Raw genomic sequence first — 25,991 nt, forward strand, 5'->3', positions numbered from 1 at the left:
GAGTTGTGAGCAGCCACGATGAATTTCCCCTAGGGCCGGAGCGCGGCGCGAAAGGCGACAAGCCCGACGCGGCCGGCGATCGCTCGGATGATCAGTCCCCGCCAGCCGGGCACGGATCGCAAGCCGCTTCGGCCCGTCCGGCTGCTTCTGCCCCTTCGCCCGCTCGCCGCAACTCGCGGCTCGATGCAGAAATCGAGGCCTTGCGCCGCAGCCCCACCCCGACGCAAGATCGCGCTCGCAGCGCGGGCGCGGACGACTCGCGCGCCAACAGCACCAACCCGTTTCTCGATGGAGTAGCCTTCATGGGCATTTTCAGCCGCACGCGTGACATCATCGCTGCAAATTTCACCGATATGCTCGATAAAGCGGATGATCCTTCGAAAATGATCCGCATGATTATCCTCGAGATGGAGGAAACGCTGGTGGAAGTTCGGGCGAGCGCCGCGCGCACGATAGCCGATCAGAAAGAAATGCACCGGCATGTGGTGAAGCTTGACCGGCTGCAGGCGGACTGGGGCGAGAAGGCACAGCTTGCGCTGTCGAAAGACCGCGAAGACCTGGCCCGCGCCGCGCTGGTCGAGAAGAAGAAGGCGAGCGGCATGTCCGAACAGCTGCGCGCCGAGATCGCCGTGCTCGACGACGCGCTGCGCGCTTACGAGGACGACATTCAGAAGCTGCAGCATCGCCTGCGCGAAGCCCGCAGCCGCCAGACCGCGATTGCCGCGCGCCTCGAAAGCGCGGAAAACCGCGTCAAGCTGCGCACGCTGATGAGCACCGAGCGGACCGACGAAGCATTGGCGCGCTTCGATCAGCTCGAACGCCGGGTCGATTATGCCGAAGGCCGCGCCGATGCGATCGCCATCGGCAATGAAGGCCAGCCGACCCTGTCGGACGAGATCGCCGCGCTCGAAGGCGCCGATGCGATCGACGACGAGCTGGCTCAGATGAAAAAGGCGCTCGGCAAGCCCAACGACGCCGAAGAAGGGAAGTAAATCATGGATGGAGATCTGATCGTCATTCTCGGAGTACTCTTCATCGCCTTGCCGTGGCTGATCCTTCACTATACCACCAAGTGGAAGACCGCGGCGACGATCACCTCGGACGACGAGGTTCTGCTTGAAGAACTCTACAATCTCGCCAAGCGCCTCGACGAGCGCATGGATACGGTCGAACGCCTGGTTGCCAATGACGACCCCGCCTTCACTCCGGTGAAGCGCCTGCAGGCCGACCAGGAACGCGACAACCAGCAGCTGCGCGAACTCGAACAGCTGATCGCCGAAAAGAAAGGAGCCAATTCATGAACAGCCCCCGCACTTCGCTCTACCGCGACAAGCACAATGCCAAGATCATGGGCGTGTGCTCCGGGATTGCCGACTACACCGGGATCGACGCCTTCTGGCTGCGCCTGGGCACGGTCGCGCTCACCATCGCCTTCGGCTGGCCGCTGCTCGCCTATTTCGTCGCTGGCTTCCTGCTGCAAAAGAAACCGCCGCATCTCTACCGCGACAATCAGGAGCAGCAATATTGGCAGCGCGTGCGCCAGAGCCCGAGTCGCTCGGCCCGCGAAATCCGCGCCCGCTTCCGCGACATCGACCGCCGCCTCGCCGACGTAGAAACCTATTACGTCAGCAACAATCCGCGCCTGACCGCCGAGATCGAGGAGCTGCGCTGAACCGGAGCGGGCGAGAGATGCGTCGGACCGACCCCACCCTTCGCACCACGCGCGAAATTCAAGATCCGGCAGGAATAGAACACAGGAGAAAGACGACATGTGGGACTGGGCCTATCTGATACCTCTCGCGCCGTTCCTGATGGTGGTGCTCATTGTGTGGATGCAGCAGCGCAACAAGATGGAGGAAAAGCGGCTCGAGGCAACGGCGTCGCAAAGCGCGGAAAAGGCCGCGCAATATTCCTCGCAGATCGCCCAGCTTGAAAGCCGCGTCCAGGTTCTCGAGCGTATCGTTACCGATGGCGGCTACGATGTCGCCACCCAGATCGAAGCCTTGCGCGATGTGAAGGACGTGCAAGAGCGCCGCGTCGCCGAGGAAGACGGTTCTGGCGTGCCCCTCAATATTGCGAAGAAGGAGGATGTCGGATGAGCATCGATGCCGCGGCCACTTTGGCGCCGCACCTGCCTTGGATCATCGGCGGCGGGCTGGCCGTTGCGGCGGCCGGCGTGGCGGGATGGATTCACACGACCCGCCTCAAGATCTCGCACGGCTATCCGCTCGAAGGCATGTGGGGCCAGTCGCTGCGCCCTAGTTCGGACAGCCAGTCGAAACAGCGAGTGACGCTCCTCACCCAGGAGAACGCCGAGCTTCGCGCCGAGCTGGGCTCGGTCAAGGATCGCCTTGCCAATGTCGAGCGGATCGTGACCGACAGCGGTTACGCACTGGGCTCCGAAATCGAAAGCCTGCGCGAGCGCACGCTCGAGCAACGCAAGGACGAAGGGAACGCCTGATGAGTTTGTGGACCGCCGCTGTCGTCATCGTGGCGATCTGGGCCTTCGTCCAGATCTGGACACGCCGCAATGATCGCGATCTCGGGGTCACGCGCGACGAGGACGGCAACCCGGTCTTCGCGCCTCCACGTGATGACGAGGCGGATGCCACGCGCCGCGAGATCGAACAGCTGCGCGATCGGCTGCACGTGCTCGAACGCATCGCCACCGACGGCAACAACCCCGATGCACGCGAGCGTGCGCGGATCGCCGCGGAAATCGAAGCCCTGCGCGCGCCCGAGGAAGGCTCGGTCGCCGCGCAATCGGTAAGCGGGACGTCGCAATCAAGTGAGAAGGAGCAAAGCAAATGATGATGGAACCCACGCTGGTTATCACCGCTGCGTGCCTTGTCGGGATCTGCGTCGTCGCCTTCGCATTGCTGCGCGGATGGCAGAACTGGCTCGAATACAAGCGTCAGGAACTCGATCGGGGGCCGCGTAAGGCCGCCCGAGCCGAAATCGAGGGCGGCGCGCAGGCCGGCGCTGCGCGGATCGAACTCGCCGATATGAAAGAGCGGATCAAGAAGCTCGAAGCCATCGCAGCGGGCGTAGAACTTTAAACCCTCGCGCTCGTGTCTTCGCGCCCCTTCCTTTGCGGGCCGCCCATTCCTAGATGCACCGCCATGCGCGAACTCTCCGACATTCTCGAAGAATATGAATTTCTCGAAGGCGACGAACGCTATGCGTTGCTGATCGAACTGGGCCGCGAACTCGACGCCATGCCCGACGCGCTCAAGACCGATGCGACGCTGGTTCGCGGATGCTCGGCGGCGGTCTGGGTCTATCCGACCGAAGCTGGCGCCGGCGATGAGGCGCGCCTCCACTTTCTCGCCGACAGCAACGCCGCAATCACCAAAGGTATAGTCGCGCTGGTGATAGCTGCGGTCCAGGACAGGCCGGCACGCGAGGTCGCGCAGATGGACGTGATGGAAGCGCTCGCACCCTTCGATCTCAAGAACCAGCTCTCCTCGAACCGCACGCAAGGCGTCCCCAACATGATCGCGCTGGTAAAGGAGCATGCCGCGCGGCTGGCCGATGCCTGACCTTACGCTACGGCCGCTTCGCGAGCACGAACTGGCCGATGCGAGCGCGCTGTGCCTGCGCTCGAAGGCGTATTGGGGCTACGACACGACCTTCATCGAAGCATGCCGGACGGAACTGACCCTGCGACGCCGCGATCTTGTGCAGAGTACCGTGATCGCCGCGGAGCAGGACGGCAGGATCGTAGGTATTGCGCAATGGCGATCGGATGGGCGCGGGATGGAGATCGAAAAGCTCTTCGTCGATCCGGACCGGATCGGCAGTGGGATAGGTCGCGCCTTGTTGAAGCGAGCTTATGCAAGGGCGACCGCAGCCGGAACTGCGCATCTGATCGTTACAGCGGATCCGGACGCCGCCGCGTTCTATCGCCTCGGCTTCGAGCTTCAGGGAGAAGAGGCGTCGGGCTCGATCCCCGGACGGGTTCTCCCGGTCCTGACGAAGACACTGCGCGAAACCGATGCGGACCGCTGACGCGATGCGCCGCATTTATCTCGTGATCGGCCTGTTGTTCGTCGCCTTGGCGGCTATCGGCGCGGCCCTGCCCTTGATCCCGACCGTGCCGTTCCTGCTGGTCGCGATCTATTGCTTCGCGCGCAGCAACCCGGGCTGGGAGCGCCGCATTCTCGAGCATCCGACTTTCGGTCCGCAGGTGCGCGAATGGCGGGAGCGGCGCGCGATACCGCGACAGGCGAAGGTCTGGTCGGTGCTTTCGCTGCTGGCCGGGGTGGGCTTTACGTGGGTGACGCTCGGCTTCCCCTACGCCTGGATCTCGATCGCGGTCCTGATACTCGTCGGAAGCTGGATCGCGACGCGGCCGGAATAGGTTCTCAGGCGAGCCTAGGCCCGGGCGCTGTCACGTACCCGCGCGACGCCCGTTTTCGCCTGTTCCCTCAACTCTGTCTTGAGCTTCGCCGGATCGCGGGCAAGGACGAAGCCGAAACTGACCCCGCCCTCTTTGCCGATCGTCGCGTGATGCAGCCGGTGCGCTTGCACCAGTCGCTTGGCATAGGCGTTCTTCGGCACGTAGCGGCCGAAACGCTGGTGAACCATGCCATCATGCACGACTGCGTAGACAACGCCGTAGAGATTGATGCCCAGCGCCGCCCACCACAACGCATCCCAGTAGAGCGCGCCGAAAATATACATGGCGGCGTTGACCGTGCCGAAGACGACCGCGAACAGGTCGTTCTTCTCCAGCGTGTTGTCGTGCGGCTCGTGATGGTCGCGGTGCCAGCCCCATGCAAACCCGTGCATGATGTATTTGTGCGCGAACCAGGCGAAGAACTCCATGAAGACGAGCGCGCCCATCGTAACGGCAATGGCCTCGATCCAGCTCATGCGATCGGCTCTTCAAATGTGCCCATGCCCGCTTGCTCCTGATCCACGCGGGTTTGCGTGACACCGCCAATACCTGCCCGCTTCGCCCGGGGCAGCGCCCACCAGGGCACATCGGGCCGGCGATGATGCTCGAGATGATAGCCGAAATGAAAGCAGGTGGCGAGGCTGGCGATCGTGCGGAAATTGTCCGTGCGCGCATTGTTGGCGTCGGCAAAGGGCGCATCCTTGCGGTGACAATGCGGGCGATAGGTGCCGAAATAGAACAGCTGCAGCGAGGAAAGTAGCGCCGGCGCGCCGTAGAGGAGCACGATCTGCACCATCGGGATGTCAAGGAGGAGCCAGTAAATGCCGACCACGACATGCACGAAGACGAGCGATTGCCAGCCGAAATAGCGCTTGAAGAAGGTTGCATACCATTTGGCGAAGTTGCCCGGATTGGTCTCATCGAAGTCGGGATCGCCCGCCCGCCCCGCCATCCGGTGATGTGTATGATGGGCGTCGCGCAGGGTGGGCCAGCGGAAGCCGGCATAGAGAAACAGCAGCGGCGCCGCGATCCAGCCGTTCAGCCGCTTTGCCGAGGGCGTCAGGGTCCCGTGCATGGCATCATGGCAGACGATGAACACCCCGACCGAAAGCCAGCACTGCACCGCCGCCATTGCGAGCGCGAGCGGCAGATTTGCCCAGCTGAGCTCGAAGACGAACATCGCAAATGCGTGGATCGTCAGCCAACTACCGGCGATGGCAAGGGCAAGCACAATGCCGATCGCGCTCTGGACCGCACGGGGCGGAAGGAGAGAGGCGTCATCGTTCATGCTGGGAGAGATACGCAGGCGGAAAGCACCTGGCTTCGTATAAGCTGTTGAGCGGCCGGCGCAATCGCGCAGGTTCGCCCCCCGAACCCGCGATTTCAGGTATCAGGTTCGGGAAAGAAGAATTCGCGCAGATGTTCGCCGATGCGCGCCGGCCGCAGGGTTTCGGCATCGATGCAACACCAGCTCGACTGCACTTCGGCAAGCACGTCCTCGCCCCGGCGGATCACCGTGCGATAGAAGGCGCGCGCGCCATAATACCGCTCGAGCACGGTCTGCGCGATGACATCGTCGTCGAGAAAGGCGGGCTTGCGATAGGTGATCTCATGCTTGAGCGCGACCCATGCCTTGGCCGCAACGTCTTCCGCCGGCGCGATCTTGTTCCAATGCGCCAGCACCGCATCCTGCACCCAGCCGAGATAGCGCGCATTGTTCACGTGCCCCATGAAGTCGATATCTTCGGGCGCGACGGTGATCGGATGGGTGAAGGGCCTTGCTGACATGAATGTCAGTTAGACGGAAAAACCTTTCCTTTCCATGACAAACTGCACCGAACTTGCGCTATACCTTGTCAGTGCGACCGGGCCGCCGCTACTCCGATGGTCCGGCATCCAAAAAAGGACCTTTGATGGCGAGCTGCCCGCGGACATTGTATGAAAAGATCTGGGACGATCACGTCGTCGAAACCCGCGATGACGGGACCGCGATCCTCTATATCGACCGGCATCTGGTGCATGAAGTTACCAGCCCGCAGGCATTCGAGGCGCTGCGCCTCGCAGGTCGCGCGGTGCGTCGCCCCGAACTGACGCTGGCCGTCCCCGACCACAATCTGCCGACCACCGCGCGTCGCGACGCGGCCGGAGCGCGGCTGCCGATCGCCGACCCGCAAAGCGCCGCGCAGCTCGCCGCGCTGGAGCGCAACGCGCCAGCCTTCGGCATCCGCTATATCGATGCATTGGCGGCCGAACAGGGGATCGTCCATGTGGTCGGCCCGGAGCAGGGCTTTTCCCTCCCCGGTGCCACGATTGTTTGCGGCGATTCGCACACGGCCTGTCACGGCGGGCTTGGCGCTCTGGCCTTCGGGATCGGAACGAGCGAGGTCGAGCATGTGCTCGCGACCCAAACACTGCTGCTCAAGCGCTCTAAGACAATGGAAATTCGGGTCGAAGGTATGCTGGGCGAAGGCGTCACGGCGAAAGACCTGATCCTTCACATCATCGGCCAGATCGGCGCATCGGGAGGCAGCGGGCATGTCATCGAATATCGCGGCCGCGTCTTCGAGGCGATGAGCATCGAAGAGCGGCTGACTGTCTGCAATATGAGCATTGAGGCGGGCGCGCGTGCCGGGCTGATCGCGCCGGACGAGACCACTTTTGCCTATCTGAAAGGACGTCCGATGGCCCCGCGCGGGGCAGCCTGGGACGAGGCCCTCGCCTATTGGCGCAGTTTGGCGACGGACGAAGGCGCGGTGTTCGATACCAGCGTGACGGTGGATGCAACCAACGTCGCCCCGACTGTCACCTGGGGCACCAGTCCCGAAGACGTCGTGCCGATTACCGGCACGGTTCCCTCCCCCGAAAGTTTCACGGAGCAGGACAAGCAGCGTGCGGCGCAAAAGAGCCTCGATTATATGGGCCTCACCGCCGGGACGCCGATGACCGAGATTGGAATCCAGAACGTCTTCATCGGCAGCTGCACCAACAGCCGGATCGAGGATTTGCGAGCCGCCGCCGCGGTGCTCGAGGGGCGGCGCAAGGCGGACAATGTGCGCTGGGCGATCGTCGTGCCCGGTTCGGGCCTGGTCAAGCGACAGGCGGAGGCGGAGGGGCTCGATCGCATCTTTATCGACGCCGGTTTCGAATGGCGCGAGCCGGGATGCTCGGCCTGCCTCGGCATGAACCCCGACAAGGTGCCCGCAGGCGAGCGCTGCGCCTCGACCAGTAATCGCAACTTCGTCGGACGCCAGGGTCCGGGCGCGCGCACTCATTTGCTCTCCCCCGCCATGGCCGCGGCAGCAGCAGTCGCGGGAAAGCTCGCCGACGTCCGGACCCTCGAAAGTTGAAAGCAACCTGCCTGTGCGGCGGGGTTACGATCACGCTGCCCTCCCGGCCCGACGAGGTGACATTCTGCAACTGCTCGCTGTGCCGCAAAGCGGGCGCAGCTTGGTCCTATTTTCCACGTGGCGCCCTACACATATCAGGAGTGACGCAGTGTTATCTGCGCGAGGATGTTCCTAATCCTTCGGTCGAACTGCATTACTGCGGACGGTGCGGAGTAACGACGCACTGGACCGCGACACTCGCTTCCGGACGCGATCGAATGGGCGTCAATATGCGCCTGTTTGCGCCCGAAGAGCTTGCCGGTATGCGCGCGCAATACATTGACGGTGCTGGCTGGGACGGCACCAGCCCGCCGGAACATTTGCGATCCAGCGGCGTGATCGGCGAGGACGCGTTTATATCGTGAGCCGGTTTGCGCCGATTGTCTCTTGTCTCGCATGCAACAGCCGATCATGAGTAAACTATGACCAATACCAGCAAAGCCGCCATCGCCGCTGCGGGCGCGATCGGTTCCGCCGCCATCGCCGCAGCCCTGCTCTATGCCGGCAAGCGCAAGCAGAAAAACACGCCGACCCAGCCCGGCCCGATCCCCTCGGGCGAGCCGCCCGAAACCGATTGAGGTGCGGCGCCGCAATGGAAGCCATCTCGCAAGTGACGGGCCGCGCCATTCCCTATGGCGCGCGCAATGTCGATACCGACATCATCATCCCCGCCCGCTGGCTTAAGACGATAACCCGCGAGGGGCTTGGCAAGGGCGCGTTCGAAAGCGTGCGCGCGCAGCCGGGCAATGTGTTCGACGACCCCGCCTTTGCGGGCGCGCCCATCCTGCTCGCCGGCGATAATTTCGGCTGCGGATCGAGCCGCGAACACGCCGCCTGGGCGATGCTCGACCTTGGCATCCGCGCGCTGATCGCGCCGAGCTTTTCCGACATTTTTTCCGGCAATGCGGTCAAGAACGGTATCCTCCCGATCGTCCTGCCCCAAACGGCGATCGACCGCCTGATGGAAGTCGCGCGCGAGGGGCATGCGATCGATATCGACCTCGAGACCCAGACGGTCACCACACCCTTTCAGGATCGCTTTGCCTTCGATATCGATCCGTTTCGCAAGACCTGCCTGATGGGCGGTCTCGACGAGATCGCGCTAACCCTCGAGCGTCGGGACGCCATCGCCAGCTTCGAGAGCCGCCGCGCCACGGCGCAAGGCTGGCTCGCCACAGGAACACGAGAATACGGAGAGACCCCATGAAAGCGATCCAGACCCACGAGAAGGGCGGACCCGAGACGTTGAAGCTCGACGAGGTCGAGGTGCCCACCCCCGGCAAGGGTCAGGTTCTGGTCGATGTGAAGGCTTGCGCGATCAATTATCCGGACACGCTGATGATCCGCGATCTCTACCAGTTCAAGCCCGAGCGGCCCTATTCTCCCGGCGGCGAGATCGCCGGTTTGATCGAGGCGGTCGGCGAAGGCGTCTCGGGCTATTCGGTCGGCGACCGGGTGATGGCGGGTATCGGCAATGGAGGTCTTCGCGAAAAGGCGATCGTGCCGGCCGACCGCATGTTCCCGGTGCCCGCCGGCGTCCCGTTCGAAAAGGCCGCCTCGCTGCTGATGACTTACGGCACGACCATTCACGGCCTCAAGGATCGCGGCCATATCGAGGAGAGTGACACCGTCCTCGTGCTCGGTGCCGCGGGCGGTGTGGGGCTGTCGGCGGTCGAGCTTGCGAAGGCGTTCGGCGCGCGGGTCATCGCTGCCGTCTCTAGCGAAGCCAAAGGCGAGGTCGCGCGCAAGGCGGGAGCGGACGAGGTCGTCATCTATCCGCGCGGGGAGATGGACAAAGACGCGTCCAAGGCGCTTTCCGCCAAGTTCAAGGAAGCGACCGGCCCGGAGGGCGCGAATATCGTCTACGATATCGTCGGCGGGCAATATTCCGAACCGGCCCTGCGCTCGATCGCCTGGGAAGGACGCTTCCTCGTCGTCGGTTTCCCAGCCGGGATCGCCAAGATTCCGCTGAACCTGACCCTGCTCAAAAGCTGCGACATCTGCGGCGTGTTTTGGGGTGCCTTCACCGCGCGCGAGCCGGAGAAGTTCCGGGCGCAGGTCGAGGAATTGTTCGACCTGATGCAGGCGGGAAAGATCGACCCGTTGGTTTCCGAGACCTTCCCGCTCGAACGCGCGGGCGAGGCGATCGCCAAGCTGGAAAATCGCGAAGCCGTCGGTAAACTTGTCGTCACGATGGACTAGGTTGCGAGAGCGGGCTGGCGATTGCGCCATTGCCGCCCGCTCCGCGGCGCCCTATGCGCTAGAGGGCATTACCAAAGGGGATCACGATGACCGATTTCAAGGATCGCCAGCGCGGCGAGGAAGCCAAATTCGTCATGGACGAGGAAACCGCTTTCAAGATCGCGGTACGCCGCAATCGGCTGCTCGGCGAATGGGCCGCTGGTCTCATGGGTCTTACCGAAGAGGAAACCGAGGCCTACAAGAAGGCGGTGGTACAGGCCGATTTCGAAGAAGCGGGCGACGAGGATGTCATTCGCAAGCTGCTGGGCGATCTCACCGCCGCGGATGCCGATGTCAGCGAGGCCGACATCCGCGCCAGGCTCGATGAAAAGGCGATTGAAGCCAAGCGCCAGTTCATGAGCCAGAGCTGATCCGCAATGCCGATGGCGCGCGAAGACATCGAGGCGGCAATCCTCGCCGCCCTGCCCGGCGCGAAGGTCGAGTTGCGCGACCTTGCCGGGGACGACGATCACTGGGCCGCGACGGTCACCGCCCCGCAATTCGCCGGGAAGAGCCGGGTCCAGCAGCACAAGCTGGTCTACGCCGCGCTGGGCGAGAAGATGGGCGGGGATTTGCATGCCTTGCAAGTCACTACCGTGGTCCCCACGTAACTGTTCGACAATCGCTTTGCCTGTCGGTTCGCGCGGCGACCGATGCCATCAATCAAGGGCTTTTGATATGGCTGACACCAATTCCCGCATCCAGTCGCTCGTCGGCGAGAACGACGTCGTTCTGTTCATGAAGGGCACTCCGCTTTTCCCGCAATGCGGCTTTTCGAGCCGCGCCGTGGCGATCCTCGATCATTGCGGGGTCGCCTATGAAAGCGTCGACGTGCTTCAGGACATGGAAATCCGCCAGGGTATCAAGTCCTTCTCCGACTGGCCCACCATCCCCCAGCTTTACGTGAAGGGCGAGTTCGTCGGCGGCAGCGACATCATGATGGAGATGTTCGAAGCGGGCGAATTGCAGCAGATGATGGACGAGAACCAAGTCGCCAAGATCGAAAGCTGAACAGAGCGTCCCCAAGGAAATCGCAGACCATACAAACGAAAGCCGCCTCGCACCGGGTAAATGCGAGGCGGCTTTTTGTTTGGGGAGGTGAGTTCAAGGACCAGGAGAAACTCACCTCGGGTCGAAGACCACTTGCTTCGTCAATCGTTATGCATCCCTCGTGCCAAACTGAAATAATGTCGCGTTTGCCGGGGAGACGATGGTTAAGCCGGGTTAACCAAGCCCCCTCTTGTAAGCATATCCGACAGGGCGCGCGCGTCCCCCTTGGCAATCGTCCTTCGCGGCGGCACACCTTCTGCCCATGGCCGACGATTCTCCTGCGCCCGAGGGCATTCCCGCTGCGACCATCATCATCTTTCGCAACTGCCCCGAGGGCGGGTTGCCGCAGGTGCTAATGACGGTCCGCTCGCGCACGATGGCCTTTGCAGGCGGCATGGCGGTCTTCCCCGGCGGGCGAGTCGATCCCGAAGATTACGAATTGGGACAGGATGCAGCGCGCGAAAGCAATGGTGCGATAAGCGCGGATGAGGCTGCGCATCAGATTGCCGCCATTCGCGAAACGCTCGAGGAGACGGGCCTTGCTCTCGGCCTTGCCGGCGAAATCGATGCCGAAAAAGCGGACGCCGCACGCGCCATGCTGGAACGCGACAACAGGCTTGGCCCGGTGCTGGAACGGTTCGACTGGCGGCTCGACCTTGCGCAGATCGTGCCGTTCGCGCGCTGGTATCCGAAGAACGAGCGCCTGCCGCGGGTCTACGACACCCGCTTCTACCTCGCCGATCTGGGGACGGGAGCCGTCGAGGTCTCGGCCGACAATTCGGAAAATACGCGCCTGTTCTGGACCAGCGCGAAGGACGCGCTCGCGGCTGCGGAGCGCGGCGAGATCAAACTGATCTTCCCCACCCGCCGAAACCTCGAGCGCATCGCCCTGTTCGACAATTTTGCCGAAGCGCGCGCTCAGGCGGAAGCTATTCCCGTGCGAACGATCGTCCCAGAGATCGACACGAGCGGTGAGAAACCGCTTCTCCGCATCCTCAAAGATGCGGGCTATCCGGTGACCAGCGAACTTCTGGAAAGCGCTCACCGCGGCGCTTGACCGCCAGCACTGCGCCCGCCCGCAACGACCCCTCCACCCGAATGCCTGAGGGATTAGAGACCAGAAAAGACAAACGCGCGCCCTGCAGGATTCGAACCTGCGACCTCAGGATTAGAAGTCCCGTGCTCTATCCAGCTGAGCTAAGGGCGCCCGGGCACGGCCCATAGCGCGCTTTGCCGGGCATTCAAACATGCGCTACGCCGCCGCTTCGATGACAGACAGTTCGATCCCCCCCTCCGGCGGCCCGATCCGCGCGACGAGCGAGGCGCCGGTCTCGTTTCGCTATTATGATTTCGTCATGGCGAGCTTCGTCGCCATCCTCCTGCTGTCCAACATCATCGGCGCGGCCAAGCTGACCTTCGTCGATGTCGCTTGGTGGCCCGAGGGCTGGTGGCCGGCACCGGATGGGGTTTTCGTCTACGGCGCGGGCACTCTCTTCTTCCCGCTCGGCTACGTCATCGGCGACATTCTCACCGAAATCTACGGCTTCGCCCGTGCACGCAGGGTGATCTGGACCGGCTTTGCGGCGATGATCTTTCTCGCATTCATGAGTTACGTGGTCGTCGCCCTGCCAGCTTTCGAGGGCTGGTCCTGCGCTGCCAGCGGCTTCGATGCCGAGGGGCCGCTCACCATGCGCGGCGATGCTGAAGGACCGCCGGGCGCGATCTGTCAGCAAACTTATGAAAGCGTGTTCGGCAGCACCTGGCGCATCGTCGTCGCCTCGATCGTTGCGTTCTGGGCGGGTGAGTTCGTCAATTCCTACGTCATGGCGCGCATGAAGGTCTGGACTAAAGGCAAGGCGCTATGGACGCGCACGATCGGCTCGACTGTGGTCGGACAGGGGGTCGACAGCCTGATCTTCTATCCGGTCGCGTTCCTGGGGATATGGACAACCGAGGCGGTTATCACCGTGATGGTCACCAACTGGCTGCTAAAGGTCGTATGGGAGGCGGCCTTGACGCCGGGTACCTATTTTGTCGTCGACCGCCTGAAGCGGGCGGAGGGTGTCGACCTTTATGACACCGACACCGATTTCTCCCCTTTCTCGAGCCGCGAACACCGTGGGGGCGTCTGACGAGGGCTAGCTCTCCATCGCGAGGTCGGCGCGGAGCGCTTGAGCGTCGACCACTTCCAGCGACCAGTCGAGGCCAAGCTGGCCGGCGAGCAATTTGATGTCCTTTTCGGTCGGCAGACCGAAAAGCGCCTCGTGGCTTTGGGATAGGCGCAGGACAAGCTCGCCCTTGCGGCACAAAAGGCGGCTTTCCTGAAGCGAGCGCTGAGAGCGCGCGCCCAGTCGGCGTGCGAGCCGCGTCGCCAGGCCCCAGGCCACCGCCTCGTCCAACGCCTCTTCATCCGCGAGCGCAGCGATTTCCTCGGGCAGTTCCAGTTGATTGCCGTTGGCCGCAATAGCGGCGGCGAGCATCGCGCGCTCGGCGGCGTCGATCCCGATCCATCGCTTATGCATGGCCCAATCGATCGCTTGGGGAAGGCGGATATTGGGCTCGATCTGCATCGAGGCCAGCGCGAGCATGGTTGCAGCCAGCCGCAGCCGTTCGCTGCCCGAGCCGCGTGCCGGCGCGGCATCGACCGTCCACGCCGCAATCCGCGTTGCCAGCGTCGGCGGCGCACCGCGCTGGGCCGCAAAGGTCGAAATTCCCGCCAGCAGCGGGTCCTGGGCGCGATCATGCGCGGCAAGCGCATCGAACAGCAGCCCTTCGCGAAGGCCCCAAGAAGAGAAAACGAGGGAGCTGGGCTCGAAACGGTTCAGCATTGCCTCGGCGAGAACCGAGGCGTCGGGCAGCTTGTCCGCACGCATGGCCGAAATGCGCGGGCGTTCCTTGAGGCTCTCGACCGTCTCGCCCGCCAACGCCTTGCCGAGCATTTTCTTCGCCTCGGACGGGGTAAGTTCGAAGCCATGCGGATCGGACAGCGGATGCCCCTGCTCTTGCATCGCATAGACCGCCATCGTGCGCAGCGTCCCGCCGACCAGGTAAAGAGTCTCCCCCGCCCTAATATGCTTTGCGCCTTTCTTGAGTATCTTCTCCAGCGTCTTGCGCATCTCGCCGCGCCCCTCGCCTCGAAAAGCGGGCAACCGCAAGGTGCCGAGCGGCAGCGACACGCCCTCGCCAGGCTCGCCATTGTCGATCGGCACGAGTTCGAGGCTGCCGCCACCAAGGTCCGCCACCACCCCGCTCGCCCGCGGAAAAGCGCCGGCTACACCGCGCGCGCTGAGGCCCGCCTCTTGCGGGCCCGACAAAATACGTGGGTCGAAGCCTATGGCGCGCAAGTCTTCCAGAAATTCCTTGCCATTGCTCGCCTCGCGCACCGCCGCGGTCGCGACGGTCTCGACATCATCGATACCGAGATCGGCGAGGAGCAACGCGAACCGCTTCAGCCCCCGCAAGGCAAGATCGATAGCTTCGGGAGCGAGCGTCCCGTTCTCGGCGATGTCGCGACCGAGTTTGGCGGTGACTTTCTCGTTCAGCAGCACCATGGGCGCGCGCAGCGACCCGCCATAAATGACCAGGCGTACCGTGTTCGAGCCGATATCGATGATCGCGCGTTGCGGCGTATTGCCAGCAAAGGCTCCGGCGCGGTCCTCGCGCCGCTGGCGAAGGCTCATCCCGCCCGGCCCCGACGTAGCGACAGCTTGGGAACCGCCCCCGCCTCGAGCGCCCCGCCACGACCGGACAAGGATGGGTTGGTCATGAAATAGCGGTGACAGTTGAACGGCTTCACCCCGTTCTTGCCCGATGCCCGCACGCGCGAATAGCTGCCGTCGGGATGCAGCCACCAGCTTTGTTCGGTGTCAAGCATGTTGGCGAGCAGGACCTGTTGCAAAAGCTGGTCATGCACCGTGCGGTTGCGGATCGGGATCAAACTCTCGACCCGGCGATCGAGATTGCGGCTCATCAAGTCGGCCGAAGAGATGAACATTGCCGCGCTCGGCCCCGGCATCGCGCGGCCATTGGCAAAGGCGTATATCCGGCTGTGTTCGAGGAACCGTCCGATGATCGACTTGACCCTGATGTTCTCCGACATGCCGGGCACTCCCGGACGCAAACAGCAAATGCCGCGCACAACGAGTTCGACCTGTACGCCGGCATCGCTCGCAGCATAGAGCCGGTCGATCATGCCCTGGTCGGTGATTTGGTTGCACTTCATCCAGATCGCGGCGGGCTTGCCTTTTTCGGCATTCGCGATCTCGGTGTCGATCCGGCGATAGATTTCTTCGCGCAGATTAAGCGGCGCAATCGCGATCAGTTCGAGTTCGTGCGGTTCGACGTAGCCGGTGACGAAATTCATCATCTTGGCAGCGTCGCGTCCGAGCTTTGCATCGGCGGTGAAGAAGCTGATATCGGTGTAGATCTTTGCGGTGACCGGGTGGTAATTCCCGGTGCCGAAATGGCAGTAAGTGCGAAAGCCGCTATCCTCGCGTCGCACCACGAGGGCGATCTTGGCGTGGGTCTTCCAGTCGCTGAAACCGTAGATCACCTGAACGCCGGCACGCTCGAGTTTGGTCGCCCATTTCAGGTTCTGTTCCTCGTCGAACCGGGCCTTCAATTCGACCACCGCGGTGACGGACTTGCCGTTCTCCGCCGCTTCGATCAGCGCATTGATGACGGCGGATTGCGAACCGGCGCGATAGAGCGTCTGCTTGATCGCGACCACATCCGGGTCGGCAGCCGCCTGCCGGATGAAGTCGACCACCACCTCGAAGCTTTCGTAGGGGTGGTGAATGACGATGTCCTTCTCGCGGATCGCAGAAAAGGCATCGCCATCGTGTTCGCGGATACGTTCAGGATAGCGCGGGGAATAGGCGTCGAACTTAAGGTCCGGGCGATCCTCTTCGACGATCTCGGCCAGTCCGTCGATCCCGATCATGCCGTCGGTCTTAATGACGGCCGCCTCGTGGACGCCAAGCTGTTCGAGCAAGATGGTCTCGGCCTTGGGATCGAAATCCTCCTCAAGCTCGAGCTGGATGACCTGCCCGCGGCGGCGGCGCTGGATCGCGCTGCGGAAGGTGCGCACCAGATCTTCGGCCTCTTCCTCGATCTCGATATCGCTGTCGCGCAGCACGCGGAACAGGCCATCGCCCTGAATCGTGAAGCCGGGAAAGAGCTTCTTGGCATAACGCTGAATGAGGCTCGCGATCGAGATATAGACTGCCTCGCCGGCCCCCGCGATATCGCCCGGCACGCGAACGAAGCGCCGCAGGGCCGTCGGGATCAGGATCATCTCGACGATCTGTTCGCTGTCGGCGTCGCGGGTCAGCGTGAACAGCAGGCCCATGCCCTCGTTGTGGACGAAGGGGAAAGGATGCGCCGGGTCCAATGCCTGCGGCGTGATGATCGGCAGGATCTCCTCAAGGAAGAATGCCTCGAGCCAGTCATGCGCCGCCGGCTCCACCCGTTGTTCGTCGGCGATGTGGATGTCGCTTTGGGCAAGCGCGCGGCGCAAGTCGCGCCAGATGCCCTGCTGTCGCTCCGACAAGTGGGCAAGCTTCTCGCGGATTGCCGTCAGCTGCTGCGTCGGGCTTCGTCCGTCGAGCGCCGGCTTGTCGATCCCCCGTTGCGCCTGGCCGACCAGGCCGGCCACGCGGATCATCATGAATTCGTCGAGATTGCTGCCGGAGATCGAGAGGAATCGCAGCCGCTCGAGCAGCGGATATTGTTCGTTGCACGCCTCCGCAAGAACTCTCTCGTTGAAGGCCAGCCAGGACAGTTCGCGGTTGAAATAGGCCTCGCTCTCAGGCGCGACTGGAACCGCGGGGACCGACGGCGGAGCCGCGGCCGAGACATTGGGTTCGCCGCGCTTCTCGTCGGCACTTGCGGGATCGATGCTGGTGGCGGTGTTCATCTTTCTCGTGAAACCTCATGGCCATAGCCCCGATGGGATGTAAATCACGCTCGGGTGAATGTCACACGATTGTGGCAGCTGCTTCGGCTCGAGACCGCGGCTGGTATCAGAGGAGCGATGCGCTTTCGGCGATAGCAGTGATGCCGCGCTTTCCGTTCGCATCGCGGCCCAGTTGGACGAAGACGTCGATGACGCTCGCCGCATATTCGATCGTGTCCTGACGGGTGAGGCCGATGCCCGTCTGCATCACCATCAGCGACAATTGCTCGAGCGCGCCGCGCAGCGAATTGGCGTGAATGGTCGAAAAACTGCCCGGGTGACCGGTATTGATTGCGCGCAGGAAGGAGACGCTCTCCCCGCCGCGCAATTCGCCCAGCACGATGCGATCGGGGCGCAGGCGCAGGGCAGCCTGGAGCAGCGCGTTGGGCGTGACCTTGGCCTCGCCGAGCTCCCCCTTGACCGCGACGAGCCCGACGGCATTCTCGCCCGGAAATTTGAGTTCCGGGGTGTCTTCGACCAGCACCACGCGTTCTTCCTGCGGGATCTCGCTGAGCATCGCGTTGAGAAAGGTTGTCTTGCCGGTGCTGGTCCCGCCCGAGACGAGGATCGTGCGCCGGTGACCGATCGCGGCTCGCAGATAGGCGATCGGCTCGGCATTGGGATCGGGCATGGACACGATCTGTTCGCCGGTGAGCGGGCCGGTATCGTACGCATCGAGCGGCAGATCGAGCCGACGGTGCCGCCGGATCGCCATGACCCAATGGCGACGGCTGGCGGGCGGACCACAGAACTGGATACGCGCGCCGCCCTCCTTCCCTTCCGCCGGCAAAGTCGCGCCGAGCAGCGGATGCTCGCGGTTGATGCCCTGGTGGCTGACCCGCGCGACCTGTTCGGCAAGGCGCTGTATCAGCCGGTCGTCGATTTCGGGGGTCTCGATTCGCTTCATCCCGGGATCGCGCGCATCCTCGACCCAGACCTCGCCCGGACGGTTGACCATGATTTCGGTGACCGTGTCGCGATCGAGCCAGCGTTTGAAGGGCGCGAGATAGGCGTCCAGATAGACGCTGCGCTCGGCACTGATCGGTATGCGGGCCGCTTCGCTCTCGCCCGTATCGGCGGCAGTGGAAGCGGCTGCAGCATGCGCTGTGCCGTGACCGAGCGGATGAATCTGCGCGCTCATGTCGACGCGCCGCTCACGATACCGTGGTGAAATCGAGATCGCGGGCGGTGAATACGCGGATCGGTTCGCCCATACGCACGCGAATGGTCGGACTGATCTGTCCATCCTGCTGCGCCGCGATCGACGCCGCACCCTGCCCTGCGCCGCCGAGCACCACTGCGGAACCGCCGCTGGCAATCGCTCCGAGACCGCCAACCACCGAAAGCAGCATGGCCGAGCCGAAACGGCGGAAGAAATGGTTGTCGACATCGCCCGCGAGCCCCGTCGTTCCGTCGAAGGCGACCGCCGGCGAAGCGATATTGACCGACGCGCCGTCGGGCCGGATAAGCCGCGTCCAGATGACATAGGCGCGCTTCTGTCCCTGCTGCACGCCCGACTGATACTGGCCGATCAGGCGCGACGAGCGTGGGATGAGGATCTTGGACCCGTCGAAACTGCGCACATCCTGGCTCACCACCGCGCGGACATAGCCGGGCACGTCGGTGTTGATCGCGGTCTCGAGGACGGCGGGGATCATGGTCCCCTCGGTGACGGTGGTCGCCGGGTTGGTCATCGCGCGCGCCTGCGCGGGCGCGCCGCCGACGCCGCCCAGACGGCTCGCAAAGGCTGCCGCCGCGCCGCCTGCCCCGGCTTCACCCGCCGCTCGTCCCGCCGCCGCAGCCTCGCCGGGTGCCGCTTCGGCTGCGCGCGCGGCCTGGACGGCGGCGCGGCTCGCGTCGAACACCACTGTGGGGCTGGCATAGGGATTGGCCGCAAGACCTGGATCCGCACTCGGCTGAGCGGCGAGGACCGGCGCGGGGGCGGGATCGGGCAGAGCCACCGCAGGGCTGATCGGTGCGGGCTCTACGGCAGGGGTCGCGGCGGGCGCGGTCGCGGGTTGAGCCGGAACATTTGCCGCCATCTCGCCCGCCTCCTGAGGCAGCTCGGCTGCGTTCATCGCCCAGAAGGTGACCGCGCCCAACAGGCCGACGATGGCCACGCCCGCCGCAAGTCCCAGCCCCTCGGTCTTGGTGCGCCGTTCGGCTACGGCGGAAAAGCCGTTGCGGCTCGCGAGATCGATGATCTCCGCACTTTCGCCTTCGCGCGGGTCGCCGGTTTTTTCAAGATCCTCTCCGCCCTTCTTCGGCGGCAGTCGCATGGCAAGACGCATGGCTCTATCTTTCCTTTTTAAGAACCGCGGGGGTCGGCGCCTTGCGCCCTTGCGCTTTGCGCCGGGGCCGGGGCCGGGCCGGTATTGGTGAGCGAGGCCGCATCGCCGCCTGCGCGAAGAATGATCTGCGGCGGAACGCTGTCGAGCACGACGGTGTCGCCGCGTACGGTAAAATTGACGGGCCCCTCCTCGCCATCTTCGTTGGTGACGAGGATGGCGGGGATGGCGGTTCCTGTCGGCCAAACCAGGAACAGGGCGGTGCCATTGTCATAGGCGCGCGCTGGCAGAAGTTCGCGCGTCCCCTGCGCCTCCCAAGCGAAGTTCAACCGCGCGGGATCGACGACGGCATAGGGATCGCGCGCTGCGGCCAGTTCGAGCGCATTGGCTTCCTCGCGCCGCGCGTCCTCGGCTGCGGCGAGCGCGGCCTCAGCCTCTGCTCTCTCGAGCTCGGGATAGCGGAACTGCATGACGTAGAGCGGCGCATTGCGCGGAGAGGCAACGAGATCGAAGAGATAGGTTCGCCGGGTCGTCACCACGGTCATGTTGGTTCGCGCGGCGGGTTCGAGCGGTTTGATGAAAAGCAGCGTCTGCGCCTGGTTGGGCTGAACCTGCCAGGCATTGCTGTCGCCGATCGCGACGTTCTGGATCGCCTCGTCGGGCGCGAACTTAACCGTGGTCTGGACCTTGACCTTGCCGTTGATCGTGTAGACGCGGTTTTCGTCGAACACCTGCGTAACGAGCCGCGGATCGGCGGGCGCCGTCGGGGCGGGCTGGACGACTTCGTTCTGTGCCGAAACCGGGGTGTGCGCGGCGAAGCCGCACGCGAGAACGAATGCGAGGATACCGGCGCGCTTCATGGCCGTTTCTCCAATTTGACAGCGGCCCCTCCACCCGGGCTGCTCCGAAAACGATTGCCGATGCCCCGCGTGCGCGAGGCTGCGGTGCTGGCCAGGGCGCTTTGACCCTGACCCGAGGACGTCGCGAAGACCTTGGTCTCGCGCACCTGCGTGCTGCCGGCGGCTCCGCCCGTATCGTTGGCCGCGGCGGCGACGGGCACGGCAACGTCGATCCGGCGGCGCGCATCCGAAGCGAGCGCTGCGGGGGCAATTTGTGCCACGCGGGCCGGGGCGGTGGCGGGTGCGGGCGCAGCAGGCGTCCGCGTCATGTCGCTGCCATCAGTGACCGAGCCCGCCTCCCCACGCTCGGGCGAAGCGAGGCCGAAGACCTGCCAGCCGGCCACCATGCTCGATGCGACCTTGAGCACCATCAGCATGAGGAGGACGTGAACGAAGCCGACGACGAAGAACGCCATCGCCGCCTGCTGATCGATCACGCCCGGCACCGCGACCAGCGCGGCAAGGATCGGCACGGCCATCTCCAGCATGATCGACCCGCCGACCACCGCGAAGATGGGCGCGATCGCAAGCATGACCAATCCTTTGAGCCATCCCGCGAACAGCCCGCGCGTCCCGTTGAACAGCGCCAGCACGACGAAGATCGGCCCCAGTGCGAGCAGTAGCGCGAGCCCGATACGCGCCGTCACCAGCAGCCCGACAGTGCCGAGCAAGAGCAGCATTGCGCCGGCCCACATCATCCCTTCGGGCGAGAACAGGGAGATGTTTTCCGCGTCCCCGCTCGCTTGCTGTACGGCGAGAAAGACGATGTCGAGCTTGATCGCGAAGGTCGCGGTGGCCGAGCCGTCATTGGTCGTCAGCAGCCCGCTGATCCAGTCGGGGCCGAGCACGAAGATATTGTAGAAGAAGCTTTGATAGGCAACGAAACTGGTGACGAAGGTGAGCACGAGGCCGATCGTCATCATGCGCGGGATCATCGTGCGCACCGACAGGTTAGACCGGCCCAGCATCAGGCTGATCCCGAAAAACGCGACATAGAGCGTCAGCAGGATGGTGAGCACCGTTCCCAGCTGCCCGTCGGTGCCGAAAAGGCGTTCGAAAGCCTGTTCGCTGACTTCGCTGGCGATGCAGTCGACCGCGGTCAGCGCCGCGGCGACGCCGGTGCCCATGTCCTGTGCGGCAAGATCGCAACTCGTGGTCATTCGGCGGCCTGCCAGATCGGAAGTCCGTCCTGGTCGACTTCGCCGCCGCCATCGGGCCAGGCGGTGCCGGTCAGCGCAGGATACCATGCGGCGGGTTCATCGCCGACCGCTTCGCGCAGCAGATCGAGCCGGCGCACCGCCGCCTCGCGACCCGATAGCACGGTGAGGACTTCGGGTGCGCCGGAAAGGTCGAGCCGGACGACCACACTCGCATCGGGCTGGCGCACGAGGAAACATCGGCTGTGCGCGGGCAGCGTTCGGATGAGCGCGAATTCGTGTTCGGTAAGGCCGAAGCCTTCGCAATAATCCTCGGGCCGTGCGCGGCTGTTGGGCATGAAGATCATCGTCGCGGTCTGTTCGACCAGCGCCGTTGAGATCCGGCTTTCGAGCGCATCGCGCGCGCTCTGCGTTGCGAAGCCGACAAGCGCGTTGCGTTTGCGCAGGGTCTTGAGCCAGTCGCGGATGCGCGCGGCGAAGACCTCGTCGTCGAGCGCCTTCCAGCCCTCGTCGATCAGGATCATGGTCGGCTCGCCGTCGAGCCGCTCGTCGATCCGGTGGAAAAGATACATCATGGTCGGGGTGCGCAAGCGCGGATTTTCGAGCAGCTGCGTCATGTCGAAGCCGAGCACGCGCGAGCCGAGGTCCAGCCGATCGTGCTCGTTGTCGAACAGCCAGGCGTGTTCGCCGCCGTCTCCGCCAGGCGATCCGATCCAGGCGCCGAGCCGGTCGGCGAGATCGCCCGGTTCCGGACGGCGGGCGCCGGCGAGCAATTCCTTGAAATGCCGAAGCCGTCTCAAACCTGCATCATTGGCATAGGTCGCATCGACCGCGCCGCTGATGATCGCCTGTTCCTCCGGCCCCTCGGCCTTGAGCAGCACGCCCAGCCATTCGCGCAGGAATGCGCGGTTGGCGGGGGTGTCCGGGAGCGCCAGCGGGTTGAAGCCGGTCGGGCGGCCCGGATCGATCCGATCATAGCGCCCGCCGATCCCGCGAATGAACAGCTCCGCGCCGCGATCCTTGTCGAACAGGATCGTGCGCGGGCTGAATTTCTGCGCCTGCGCCGCAAGAAAGTTCATCACCACGGTCTTGCCCGATCCGCTTGGACCGATGACCGAGAAATTGCCGAGATCGCCGTGATGGAAATTGAAGAAGAACGGGGTCGCGCTGGTCGTCTCGAGCAGCGTTACCGCCTCGCCCCAGTGATTGCCGCTCGCCTGTCCCAGCGCAAAGCCGTGGAAGCTGCCGAAGCTCGCCATATTGGCCGAGGAGATGAGCGCGCGGCGCACGACATATTCCTCGTTGCCGGGGAACTGCGCCCAGAAGGAGGGTTCGAGATTGGTGTCCTCGCGCACCGCGATCGCACCCGTATCCGCAAGCGCGGCGGCCGCAGCGGCGGTGGCATCGTCGAGCCGGTCGAGCGTCCGCTCGCGCACCAGCACGGTCAGATGATGATCGCCGAAGCCGACGCCGCCATTGCCCAGGGCATCGCGCGCCGCCATCATGTCGGCGCGCTCAGCGGCCGCCTCTTCGTCGACCGAGCGCGAGCGGCGCAGCGCGAGATCGATCCGTTCCTTGGCGGTGGTGCGCTCGCTCGGCGCGTAGCTTTCGGTGACCACCATTTCGAAGGGCAGGCGAAGCAGCGGGTCGATGAGGCCGGGCGAGGTCGCTTCGGGATAGTCCTTCAACCCCAGCATCGCGGCGAATTCGGGCGCGCCGCTGCCGCGCAATTCCATCGCGTCGAGCCCGAAACTGGCACGGCGATAAGGCAACATGTGGCCGATATCGGTCTCGGGCGCAGGCCGGCGCACGGGGCGCATCTCGCCGTTGTACAGCGCCGAGAGCAATTCCAGCATTTCCGAATTGGTGCCGCCGCCGGGCACTGCGTAATCCGCCAGCACGCTCGCGCCATAAACCGAGAGCGAGGCGACCAGCCCCGTGATCGCGGCGCGCAAGCTTCGGATGTCCTTGGGATCGGCCTCGGGCTCTTCTTGCCCCTTGCGCGACCAGAACCGATTGACCCGCTCGGGCAATCCCGTCTTGCCGCGCGCGGGGCGACGGATGAGGGTGACGAACTGGTCATTAATGAACAGCGAACCGCCTGCCAGCCGCTCCTTCCAGCGCGCATCGATGTGCCGCGAGAGCGGATCGGGAAACTCGGCGTCGAGCTCGACTTCGACCCGGCGGCGGATTACGTGATGATACAGCACGAAGCGCGCGTCGAGGGTCGAGCGAAGCACCACTTCGCGCGTCGCCGCATGGGCGTTCAGCGCGTCGGTCGCCTCGGTCTCGAACAGGAGGCCCGGCACCTGGATCGCGCTCATGACCGAGCCGTCGCGCAAGAGCACGGTGCTTTCGTCGATCAGCCGCTCATAGGGCAGGCGATCGCCGACGCGCGCTTCCTTGGCGCTCCATGCGGCGGGTCCGATCCATTTCACCATGTCTGGCCCTCCTTAAAAGGCCGTCCCCCAATGTGTTGCTAGGGGGTATAAGAATTGCAGCCCCAGCGCCGAAAATTCGGGATCCGCGGGCATTTGGACACTTTCGTGATCCACAAATCGAAGATGCGCGGCTCGCGCAGAGATGCGAAATAGCCGACCAGATGCGTCGCGATGGGCACCAACAGAAAAGCGAGGATCGCCCAGGTGCTCGCCATCCAGTCCGACAGGATGAGGAAAGCGATGGTCGAGACCATCATGTTGATGATGAAGAAATTCATCGTCACGCCCATGAACATCTGCGGGCGAGTCAACGTACGGTGCACAGGATGGCGGATGAGATTGGTCATGGCCCTGGCCTACGCTACCCCGCCGCCGATTGTCGCGACAAGGCGCGGCGCGCCGAAGATGATGAAGACGCCAATGATGACCGTCGCGCCGTAACGCCAGTTCATCCGCCCTGTCAGCATCATGAAGCCGACGCCCGCCACCGCCATCACGGCGAGCGCGGTGGCGATCGGGCCGAGCAGGATCGACTGCATCCACAAAAGCGCGGCAGTCACCGGGTCGGACCCTTGCGAAGCTGGCTGACCCGCACTCTGGGCCGCCGCGGCGACGGGCGTCGCCAGTACGGTAAAAGCGGCTACGAGTCTGGTCACGTAAGTCTGAAGCGGCATTAAATGTAATTCCATTTCTTATCCGGGAGCGCGCTTCGTCGGCGTCCTATCCGCCGGAAGCTGGCCCGCGCCTGAAGCCTATCTCGGCACGGGGCGCGAATGATCGGAGAGGCGACCCATGATCGCTGCGACATAGGTCTTCGTTTCGAGAATGTTCGGAACGCCGCCGGCGCGGATGACGCGGCCCGGCCCCGCATTGTAAGCCGCCAGCGCCTTTTCGAGGTCGCCTTCGAATCGGTCGAGCTGTTCGCGTAGGTAGCGCGCCCCGCCCTCGAGATTTTGCATCGGATCGTCGGGATCGACGCCAAGATCGCGCGCTGTCCCGGGCATCAGCTGGGCAAGTCCGCGCGCGCCCGCGTGACTGACCGCATTGGCGCGCCAGCGGCTTTCCTGCCAAACCACCGCTTCGAGCAAAGCCGGGCTCAGATCGAAGCGTTGTGCGAGTTCGGCGATTTTGCCGGCGTATTGCGTGGGAATGCCTGCCGCATGCGCGGCGGTGTCGGCCACAATCGCGTCGGGCACCACAACACCCTCACCGGCCTCGAAGATATCGACGGCAAGTGCGGACAGTGCCGGACCGCCCGCCACCCAGCGCGCGCCATCGGCGTTCAGTTCCAAGACGTCGGCTTTCGCATCCGCGCCAAACAAGGCCAGGGATGCGACAAGACAATACAGGCTCGCCCGCGCGAGAATCATTTCCGGCCCTCCTGTCCAACCCCTTGTCTATCCTAAATGACACGAAGGTGACAGTCCGGTGTCACGCACAGGCGTTATGCTGGGCCGCGACGACGGCGCAGCCGGGTTGGCCGGGGGTATTAAGCCGGACAGGCGAAGGGGCGCAGGCCCCTGTCGGACCCACACCCCTCTCGTATCCACATAAGGACTAGTCTTATCGCAACGGTCAGTCGCGCAGCGTCAGCTGTCCTGGCTGCGCCTCGACGCCGAATTCGCCGCGTTCGAGCATGGCAAGCGCATTGCGCGCGAGCTTGCGCGAACTGATCGTGCGACCATCGGCGGTCTCGAGCTGCATGATGTCGCGGGTCGCCATCGCGGCGCGGAAATGCCGGCGCGCACTTGCCAGATCGCCACTCTGCGCCTGAGCAATGCCGAGATTGATCAGCAGTGCCGGATCGTCCGGATTGCTGCGCAGCGCCGCCTTGAGCATGGTGATTGCATCATCGGCATCGCCCGCAGCGAGCGGCTGCGCGGCCAATGCGCGATCCGCCTTTGCGCCCTCTTCGATATCGCTCTGCGCAGCGGCAGGAACGCCAATGCCCAGCGCGCAGGCGGCGGCGAGGGCGAGGCGGGGCGAGAACAGGTTCGATTTTGTCATGGGATACGACCTCCTTCAAATTACGAGGAGCATCCTGCGCCAACTTTCTTAAAAATGCAATATTATTGAAACATTGTCATATTTCTGACCGAATATGCGGATTTATCCACCTATTCCAGATGGTTGCCCCGCATCTAAGATTGCAAATTTATGACAGTCCTGAA

The 25,991-nt window shown here is 64.0% G+C and carries 34 protein-coding genes and 1 tRNA gene; 20 read left to right on the plus strand and 15 right to left on the minus strand.

Annotation, left to right across the window (positions count from 1 at the left end):
* The first annotated feature begins 191 nt into the window (after window positions 1-191).
* The 10 genes from pspA to V2I30_RS06685 all read left to right on the plus strand — a co-directional run bounded on the left by pspA (window position 192) and on the right by V2I30_RS06685 (window position 4,363).
* Entirely contained in the window at window positions 192-992 is an 801-nt protein-coding gene (gene pspA / locus V2I30_RS06640; RefSeq protein WP_330661388.1) for a phage shock protein PspA, read from the plus strand.
* A 3-nt stretch (window positions 993-995) separates the two neighbouring features.
* The gene (pspB, locus tag V2I30_RS06645; RefSeq protein ID WP_330661306.1) at window positions 996-1,301 is read left to right on the plus strand and encodes an envelope stress response membrane protein PspB; all 306 of its coding nucleotides are present in this window, start codon (window positions 996-998) and stop codon (window positions 1,299-1,301) included.
* Window positions 1,298-1,672: an envelope stress response membrane protein PspC gene (gene pspC, locus V2I30_RS06650; RefSeq protein ID WP_330661307.1), complete on the plus strand. Its 375-nt coding sequence runs from the start codon at window positions 1,298-1,300 to the stop codon at window positions 1,670-1,672. The genes pspB and pspC overlap by 4 nt, the downstream gene beginning before the upstream one ends.
* A 97-nt stretch (window positions 1,673-1,769) precedes the next feature.
* Window positions 1,770-2,099: a hypothetical protein gene (locus V2I30_RS06655; protein ID WP_330661308.1), complete on the plus strand. Its 330-nt coding sequence runs from the start codon at window positions 1,770-1,772 to the stop codon at window positions 2,097-2,099.
* Entirely contained in the window at window positions 2,096-2,461 is a 366-nt protein-coding gene (locus tag V2I30_RS06660) for a hypothetical protein (RefSeq protein ID WP_330661309.1), read from the plus strand. Before V2I30_RS06655 ends, V2I30_RS06660 begins: the two co-directional genes overlap by 4 nt.
* Entirely contained in the window at window positions 2,461-2,811 is a 351-nt protein-coding gene (locus tag V2I30_RS06665) for a hypothetical protein (RefSeq protein ID WP_330661310.1), read from the plus strand. Before V2I30_RS06660 ends, V2I30_RS06665 begins: the two co-directional genes overlap by 1 nt.
* Window positions 2,811-3,059 carry a hypothetical protein gene (locus V2I30_RS06670; protein ID WP_330661389.1) on the plus strand — a complete coding sequence of 83 codons (249 nt, stop codon included), beginning with the start codon at window positions 2,811-2,813 and terminating at the stop codon, window positions 3,057-3,059. Before V2I30_RS06665 ends, V2I30_RS06670 begins: the two co-directional genes overlap by 1 nt.
* Before the next feature lie 63 nt (window positions 3,060-3,122).
* On the plus strand, window positions 3,123-3,542 hold the full coding sequence (locus V2I30_RS06675; protein ID WP_330661311.1) for a SufE family protein: 420 nt from the start codon (window positions 3,123-3,125) through the stop codon (window positions 3,540-3,542).
* Entirely contained in the window at window positions 3,535-4,011 is a 477-nt protein-coding gene (locus V2I30_RS06680; protein ID WP_330661312.1) for a GNAT family N-acetyltransferase, read from the plus strand. Before V2I30_RS06675 ends, V2I30_RS06680 begins: the two co-directional genes overlap by 8 nt.
* Entirely contained in the window at window positions 3,998-4,363 is a 366-nt protein-coding gene (locus V2I30_RS06685; RefSeq protein ID WP_330661314.1) for a YbaN family protein, read from the plus strand. The genes V2I30_RS06680 and V2I30_RS06685 overlap by 14 nt, the downstream gene beginning before the upstream one ends.
* Window positions 4,364-4,377: 14 nt before the next feature.
* Here the strand turns inward: V2I30_RS06685 and V2I30_RS06690 are convergent, their stop codons facing one another.
* The 3 genes from V2I30_RS06690 to V2I30_RS06700 all read right to left on the minus strand — a co-directional run bounded on the left by V2I30_RS06690 (window position 4,378) and on the right by V2I30_RS06700 (window position 6,190).
* Window positions 4,378-4,878, minus strand: coding sequence for a sterol desaturase family protein (locus V2I30_RS06690; RefSeq protein ID WP_330661315.1), 501 nt, complete (start codon window positions 4,876-4,878; stop codon window positions 4,378-4,380).
* Window positions 4,875-5,690, minus strand: coding sequence for a fatty acid desaturase (locus V2I30_RS06695; protein WP_330661316.1), 816 nt, complete (start codon window positions 5,688-5,690; stop codon window positions 4,875-4,877). The genes V2I30_RS06690 and V2I30_RS06695 overlap by 4 nt, the downstream gene beginning before the upstream one ends.
* Before the next feature lie 95 nt (window positions 5,691-5,785).
* Entirely contained in the window at window positions 5,786-6,190 is a 405-nt protein-coding gene (locus tag V2I30_RS06700; RefSeq protein WP_330661317.1) for an acyl-CoA thioesterase, read from the minus strand.
* Window positions 6,191-6,315: 125 nt separating this feature from the next.
* On the opposite strand from V2I30_RS06700, the gene leuC reads away from it, so the two are divergent.
* From leuC to V2I30_RS06745, 9 genes are all read left to right on the plus strand, one after another.
* Window positions 6,316-7,749 (plus strand): 3-isopropylmalate dehydratase large subunit, encoded by a 1,434-nt coding sequence (leuC, locus tag V2I30_RS06705; protein ID WP_330661318.1) that lies wholly within the window; start codon window positions 6,316-6,318, stop codon window positions 7,747-7,749.
* A gap of 56 nt (window positions 7,750-7,805) precedes the next feature.
* On the plus strand, window positions 7,806-8,153 hold the full coding sequence (locus tag V2I30_RS06710) for an aldehyde-activating protein (RefSeq protein ID WP_442896911.1): 348 nt from the start codon (window positions 7,806-7,808) through the stop codon (window positions 8,151-8,153).
* Window positions 8,154-8,210: 57 nt separating this feature from the next.
* Window positions 8,211-8,366 (plus strand): isopropylmalate isomerase, encoded by a 156-nt coding sequence (locus tag V2I30_RS06715; RefSeq protein WP_330661320.1) that lies wholly within the window; start codon window positions 8,211-8,213, stop codon window positions 8,364-8,366.
* Window positions 8,367-8,380: 14 nt separating this feature from the next.
* Entirely contained in the window at window positions 8,381-8,995 is a 615-nt protein-coding gene (gene leuD / locus V2I30_RS06720; RefSeq protein ID WP_330661322.1) for a 3-isopropylmalate dehydratase small subunit, read from the plus strand.
* Entirely contained in the window at window positions 8,992-9,990 is a 999-nt protein-coding gene (locus tag V2I30_RS06725; protein ID WP_330661324.1) for an NADPH:quinone oxidoreductase family protein, read from the plus strand. Before leuD ends, V2I30_RS06725 begins: the two co-directional genes overlap by 4 nt.
* Before the next feature lie 86 nt (window positions 9,991-10,076).
* Window positions 10,077-10,400 (plus strand): DUF1476 domain-containing protein, encoded by a 324-nt coding sequence (locus tag V2I30_RS06730; protein ID WP_330661326.1) that lies wholly within the window; start codon window positions 10,077-10,079, stop codon window positions 10,398-10,400.
* Between the two features lie 6 nt (window positions 10,401-10,406).
* Window positions 10,407-10,640, plus strand: a complete 234-nt coding sequence (locus V2I30_RS06735; protein WP_330661328.1) for a BolA family transcriptional regulator — start codon at window positions 10,407-10,409, stop codon at window positions 10,638-10,640.
* Between the two features lie 67 nt (window positions 10,641-10,707).
* Window positions 10,708-11,040: a Grx4 family monothiol glutaredoxin gene (gene grxD, locus V2I30_RS06740; protein WP_330661329.1), complete on the plus strand. Its 333-nt coding sequence runs from the start codon at window positions 10,708-10,710 to the stop codon at window positions 11,038-11,040.
* 301 nt (window positions 11,041-11,341) lie between these two features.
* Window positions 11,342-12,136: an NUDIX hydrolase gene (locus tag V2I30_RS06745; protein ID WP_330661331.1), complete on the plus strand. Its 795-nt coding sequence runs from the start codon at window positions 11,342-11,344 to the stop codon at window positions 12,134-12,136.
* A 76-nt stretch (window positions 12,137-12,212) separates the two neighbouring features.
* Here the strand turns inward: V2I30_RS06745 and V2I30_RS06750 are convergent.
* Window positions 12,213-12,286 (minus strand) — tRNA-Arg (locus tag V2I30_RS06750).
* A 61-nt stretch (window positions 12,287-12,347) separates the two neighbouring features.
* Here V2I30_RS06750 and V2I30_RS06755 point away from each other — a divergent pair.
* Window positions 12,348-13,211, plus strand: coding sequence for a queuosine precursor transporter (locus V2I30_RS06755; protein ID WP_330661333.1), 864 nt, complete (start codon window positions 12,348-12,350; stop codon window positions 13,209-13,211).
* Between the two features lie 6 nt (window positions 13,212-13,217).
* Here V2I30_RS06755 and V2I30_RS06760 read toward each other — a convergent pair whose 3' ends face one another.
* The 11 genes from V2I30_RS06760 to V2I30_RS06810 form a co-directional block, all read right to left on the minus strand.
* The gene (locus tag V2I30_RS06760; protein WP_330661334.1) at window positions 13,218-14,759 is read right to left on the minus strand and encodes a Ppx/GppA family phosphatase; all 1,542 of its coding nucleotides are present in this window, start codon (window positions 14,757-14,759) and stop codon (window positions 13,218-13,220) included.
* Window positions 14,756-16,996: an RNA degradosome polyphosphate kinase gene (locus V2I30_RS06765; RefSeq protein WP_330661335.1), complete on the minus strand. Its 2,241-nt coding sequence runs from the start codon at window positions 16,994-16,996 to the stop codon at window positions 14,756-14,758. The genes V2I30_RS06760 and V2I30_RS06765 overlap by 4 nt, the downstream gene beginning before the upstream one ends.
* A gap of 106 nt (window positions 16,997-17,102) precedes the next feature.
* Window positions 17,103-18,176, minus strand: coding sequence for a P-type DNA transfer ATPase VirB11 (gene virB11, locus V2I30_RS06770; protein WP_330661336.1), 1,074 nt, complete (start codon window positions 18,174-18,176; stop codon window positions 17,103-17,105).
* 13 nt (window positions 18,177-18,189) lie between these two features.
* On the minus strand, window positions 18,190-19,326 hold the full coding sequence (locus V2I30_RS06775) for a TrbI/VirB10 family protein (protein ID WP_330661338.1): 1,137 nt from the start codon (window positions 19,324-19,326) through the stop codon (window positions 18,190-18,192).
* A 17-nt stretch (window positions 19,327-19,343) separates the two neighbouring features.
* Window positions 19,344-20,183, minus strand: coding sequence for a TrbG/VirB9 family P-type conjugative transfer protein (locus V2I30_RS06780; RefSeq protein WP_330661340.1), 840 nt, complete (start codon window positions 20,181-20,183; stop codon window positions 19,344-19,346).
* Window positions 20,180-21,382, minus strand: coding sequence for a type IV secretion system protein (locus V2I30_RS06785; RefSeq protein ID WP_330661342.1), 1,203 nt, complete (start codon window positions 21,380-21,382; stop codon window positions 20,180-20,182). Before V2I30_RS06785 ends, V2I30_RS06780 begins: the two co-directional genes overlap by 4 nt.
* The gene (locus tag V2I30_RS06790) at window positions 21,379-23,820 is read right to left on the minus strand and encodes a VirB4 family type IV secretion/conjugal transfer ATPase (RefSeq protein ID WP_330661344.1); all 2,442 of its coding nucleotides are present in this window, start codon (window positions 23,818-23,820) and stop codon (window positions 21,379-21,381) included. Before V2I30_RS06790 ends, V2I30_RS06785 begins: the two co-directional genes overlap by 4 nt.
* A 38-nt stretch (window positions 23,821-23,858) precedes the next feature.
* Entirely contained in the window at window positions 23,859-24,167 is a 309-nt protein-coding gene (locus V2I30_RS06795; protein WP_330661349.1) for a type IV secretion system protein VirB3, read from the minus strand.
* 9 nt (window positions 24,168-24,176) lie between these two features.
* A complete protein-coding gene (locus tag V2I30_RS06800) occupies window positions 24,177-24,494 on the minus strand; it encodes a TrbC/VirB2 family protein (RefSeq protein ID WP_442896908.1) in 318 nt (105 codons plus the stop codon).
* A gap of 78 nt (window positions 24,495-24,572) precedes the next feature.
* On the minus strand, window positions 24,573-25,112 hold the full coding sequence (locus tag V2I30_RS06805; RefSeq protein ID WP_442896909.1) for a lytic transglycosylase domain-containing protein: 540 nt from the start codon (window positions 25,110-25,112) through the stop codon (window positions 24,573-24,575).
* Window positions 25,113-25,395: 283 nt separating this feature from the next.
* Window positions 25,396-25,827, minus strand: coding sequence for a tetratricopeptide repeat protein (locus tag V2I30_RS06810; protein WP_330661355.1), 432 nt, complete (start codon window positions 25,825-25,827; stop codon window positions 25,396-25,398).
* Between the last annotated feature and the right edge of the window lie 164 nt (window positions 25,828-25,991).

This window comes from Erythrobacter sp. (genome assembly GCF_036351135.1).
GTDB lineage: Bacteria > Pseudomonadota > Alphaproteobacteria > Sphingomonadales > Sphingomonadaceae > Erythrobacter.

Excerpts from the sequence above, each read along its gene's own strand:
- leuC (WP_330661318.1), top strand. The coding sequence starts at position 6,316 with ATGGCGAGCTGCCCGCGGACATTGTATGAAAAGATCTGGGACGATCAC.
- V2I30_RS06775 (WP_330661338.1), bottom strand. The coding sequence starts at position 19,326 with ATGCGTCTTGCCATGCGACTGCCGCCGAAGAAGGGCGGAGAGGATCTT.
- V2I30_RS06655 (WP_330661308.1), top strand. The coding sequence starts at position 1,770 with ATGTGGGACTGGGCCTATCTGATACCTCTCGCGCCGTTCCTGATGGTG.
- V2I30_RS06695 (WP_330661316.1), bottom strand. The coding sequence starts at position 5,690 with ATGAACGATGACGCCTCTCTCCTTCCGCCCCGTGCGGTCCAGAGCGCG.
- V2I30_RS06730 (WP_330661326.1), top strand. The coding sequence starts at position 10,077 with ATGACCGATTTCAAGGATCGCCAGCGCGGCGAGGAAGCCAAATTCGTC.
- V2I30_RS06660 (WP_330661309.1), top strand. The coding sequence starts at position 2,096 with ATGAGCATCGATGCCGCGGCCACTTTGGCGCCGCACCTGCCTTGGATC.
- V2I30_RS06700 (WP_330661317.1), bottom strand. The coding sequence starts at position 6,190 with ATGTCAGCAAGGCCCTTCACCCATCCGATCACCGTCGCGCCCGAAGAT.
- V2I30_RS06780 (WP_330661340.1), bottom strand. The coding sequence starts at position 20,183 with ATGAAGCGCGCCGGTATCCTCGCATTCGTTCTCGCGTGCGGCTTCGCC.
- V2I30_RS06755 (WP_330661333.1), top strand. The coding sequence starts at position 12,348 with ATGACAGACAGTTCGATCCCCCCCTCCGGCGGCCCGATCCGCGCGACG.
- V2I30_RS06715 (WP_330661320.1), top strand. The coding sequence starts at position 8,211 with ATGACCAATACCAGCAAAGCCGCCATCGCCGCTGCGGGCGCGATCGGT.
- pspC (WP_330661307.1), top strand. The coding sequence starts at position 1,298 with ATGAACAGCCCCCGCACTTCGCTCTACCGCGACAAGCACAATGCCAAG.
- V2I30_RS06670 (WP_330661389.1), top strand. The coding sequence starts at position 2,811 with ATGATGGAACCCACGCTGGTTATCACCGCTGCGTGCCTTGTCGGGATC.
- virB11 (WP_330661336.1), bottom strand. The coding sequence starts at position 18,176 with ATGAGCGCGCAGATTCATCCGCTCGGTCACGGCACAGCGCATGCTGCA.
- leuD (WP_330661322.1), top strand. The coding sequence starts at position 8,381 with ATGGAAGCCATCTCGCAAGTGACGGGCCGCGCCATTCCCTATGGCGCG.
- V2I30_RS06675 (WP_330661311.1), top strand. The coding sequence starts at position 3,123 with ATGCGCGAACTCTCCGACATTCTCGAAGAATATGAATTTCTCGAAGGC.
- V2I30_RS06760 (WP_330661334.1), bottom strand. The coding sequence starts at position 14,759 with ATGAGCCTTCGCCAGCGGCGCGAGGACCGCGCCGGAGCCTTTGCTGGC.
- V2I30_RS06795 (WP_330661349.1), bottom strand. The coding sequence starts at position 24,167 with ATGACCAATCTCATCCGCCATCCTGTGCACCGTACGTTGACTCGCCCG.
- V2I30_RS06800 (WP_442896908.1), bottom strand. The coding sequence starts at position 24,494 with ATGCCGCTTCAGACTTACGTGACCAGACTCGTAGCCGCTTTTACCGTA.
- V2I30_RS06725 (WP_330661324.1), top strand. The coding sequence starts at position 8,992 with ATGAAAGCGATCCAGACCCACGAGAAGGGCGGACCCGAGACGTTGAAG.
- V2I30_RS06765 (WP_330661335.1), bottom strand. The coding sequence starts at position 16,996 with ATGAACACCGCCACCAGCATCGATCCCGCAAGTGCCGACGAGAAGCGC.
- V2I30_RS06690 (WP_330661315.1), bottom strand. The coding sequence starts at position 4,878 with ATGAGCTGGATCGAGGCCATTGCCGTTACGATGGGCGCGCTCGTCTTC.
- V2I30_RS06735 (WP_330661328.1), top strand. The coding sequence starts at position 10,407 with ATGCCGATGGCGCGCGAAGACATCGAGGCGGCAATCCTCGCCGCCCTG.
- V2I30_RS06680 (WP_330661312.1), top strand. The coding sequence starts at position 3,535 with ATGCCTGACCTTACGCTACGGCCGCTTCGCGAGCACGAACTGGCCGAT.
- V2I30_RS06685 (WP_330661314.1), top strand. The coding sequence starts at position 3,998 with ATGCGGACCGCTGACGCGATGCGCCGCATTTATCTCGTGATCGGCCTG.
- V2I30_RS06785 (WP_330661342.1), bottom strand. The coding sequence starts at position 21,382 with ATGACCACGAGTTGCGATCTTGCCGCACAGGACATGGGCACCGGCGTC.
- grxD (WP_330661329.1), top strand. The coding sequence starts at position 10,708 with ATGGCTGACACCAATTCCCGCATCCAGTCGCTCGTCGGCGAGAACGAC.
- V2I30_RS06790 (WP_330661344.1), bottom strand. The coding sequence starts at position 23,820 with ATGGTGAAATGGATCGGACCCGCCGCATGGAGCGCCAAGGAAGCGCGC.
- V2I30_RS06665 (WP_330661310.1), top strand. The coding sequence starts at position 2,461 with ATGAGTTTGTGGACCGCCGCTGTCGTCATCGTGGCGATCTGGGCCTTC.
- V2I30_RS06745 (WP_330661331.1), top strand. The coding sequence starts at position 11,342 with ATGGCCGACGATTCTCCTGCGCCCGAGGGCATTCCCGCTGCGACCATC.
- pspB (WP_330661306.1), top strand. The coding sequence starts at position 996 with ATGGATGGAGATCTGATCGTCATTCTCGGAGTACTCTTCATCGCCTTG.
- V2I30_RS06810 (WP_330661355.1), bottom strand. The coding sequence starts at position 25,827 with ATGACAAAATCGAACCTGTTCTCGCCCCGCCTCGCCCTCGCCGCCGCC.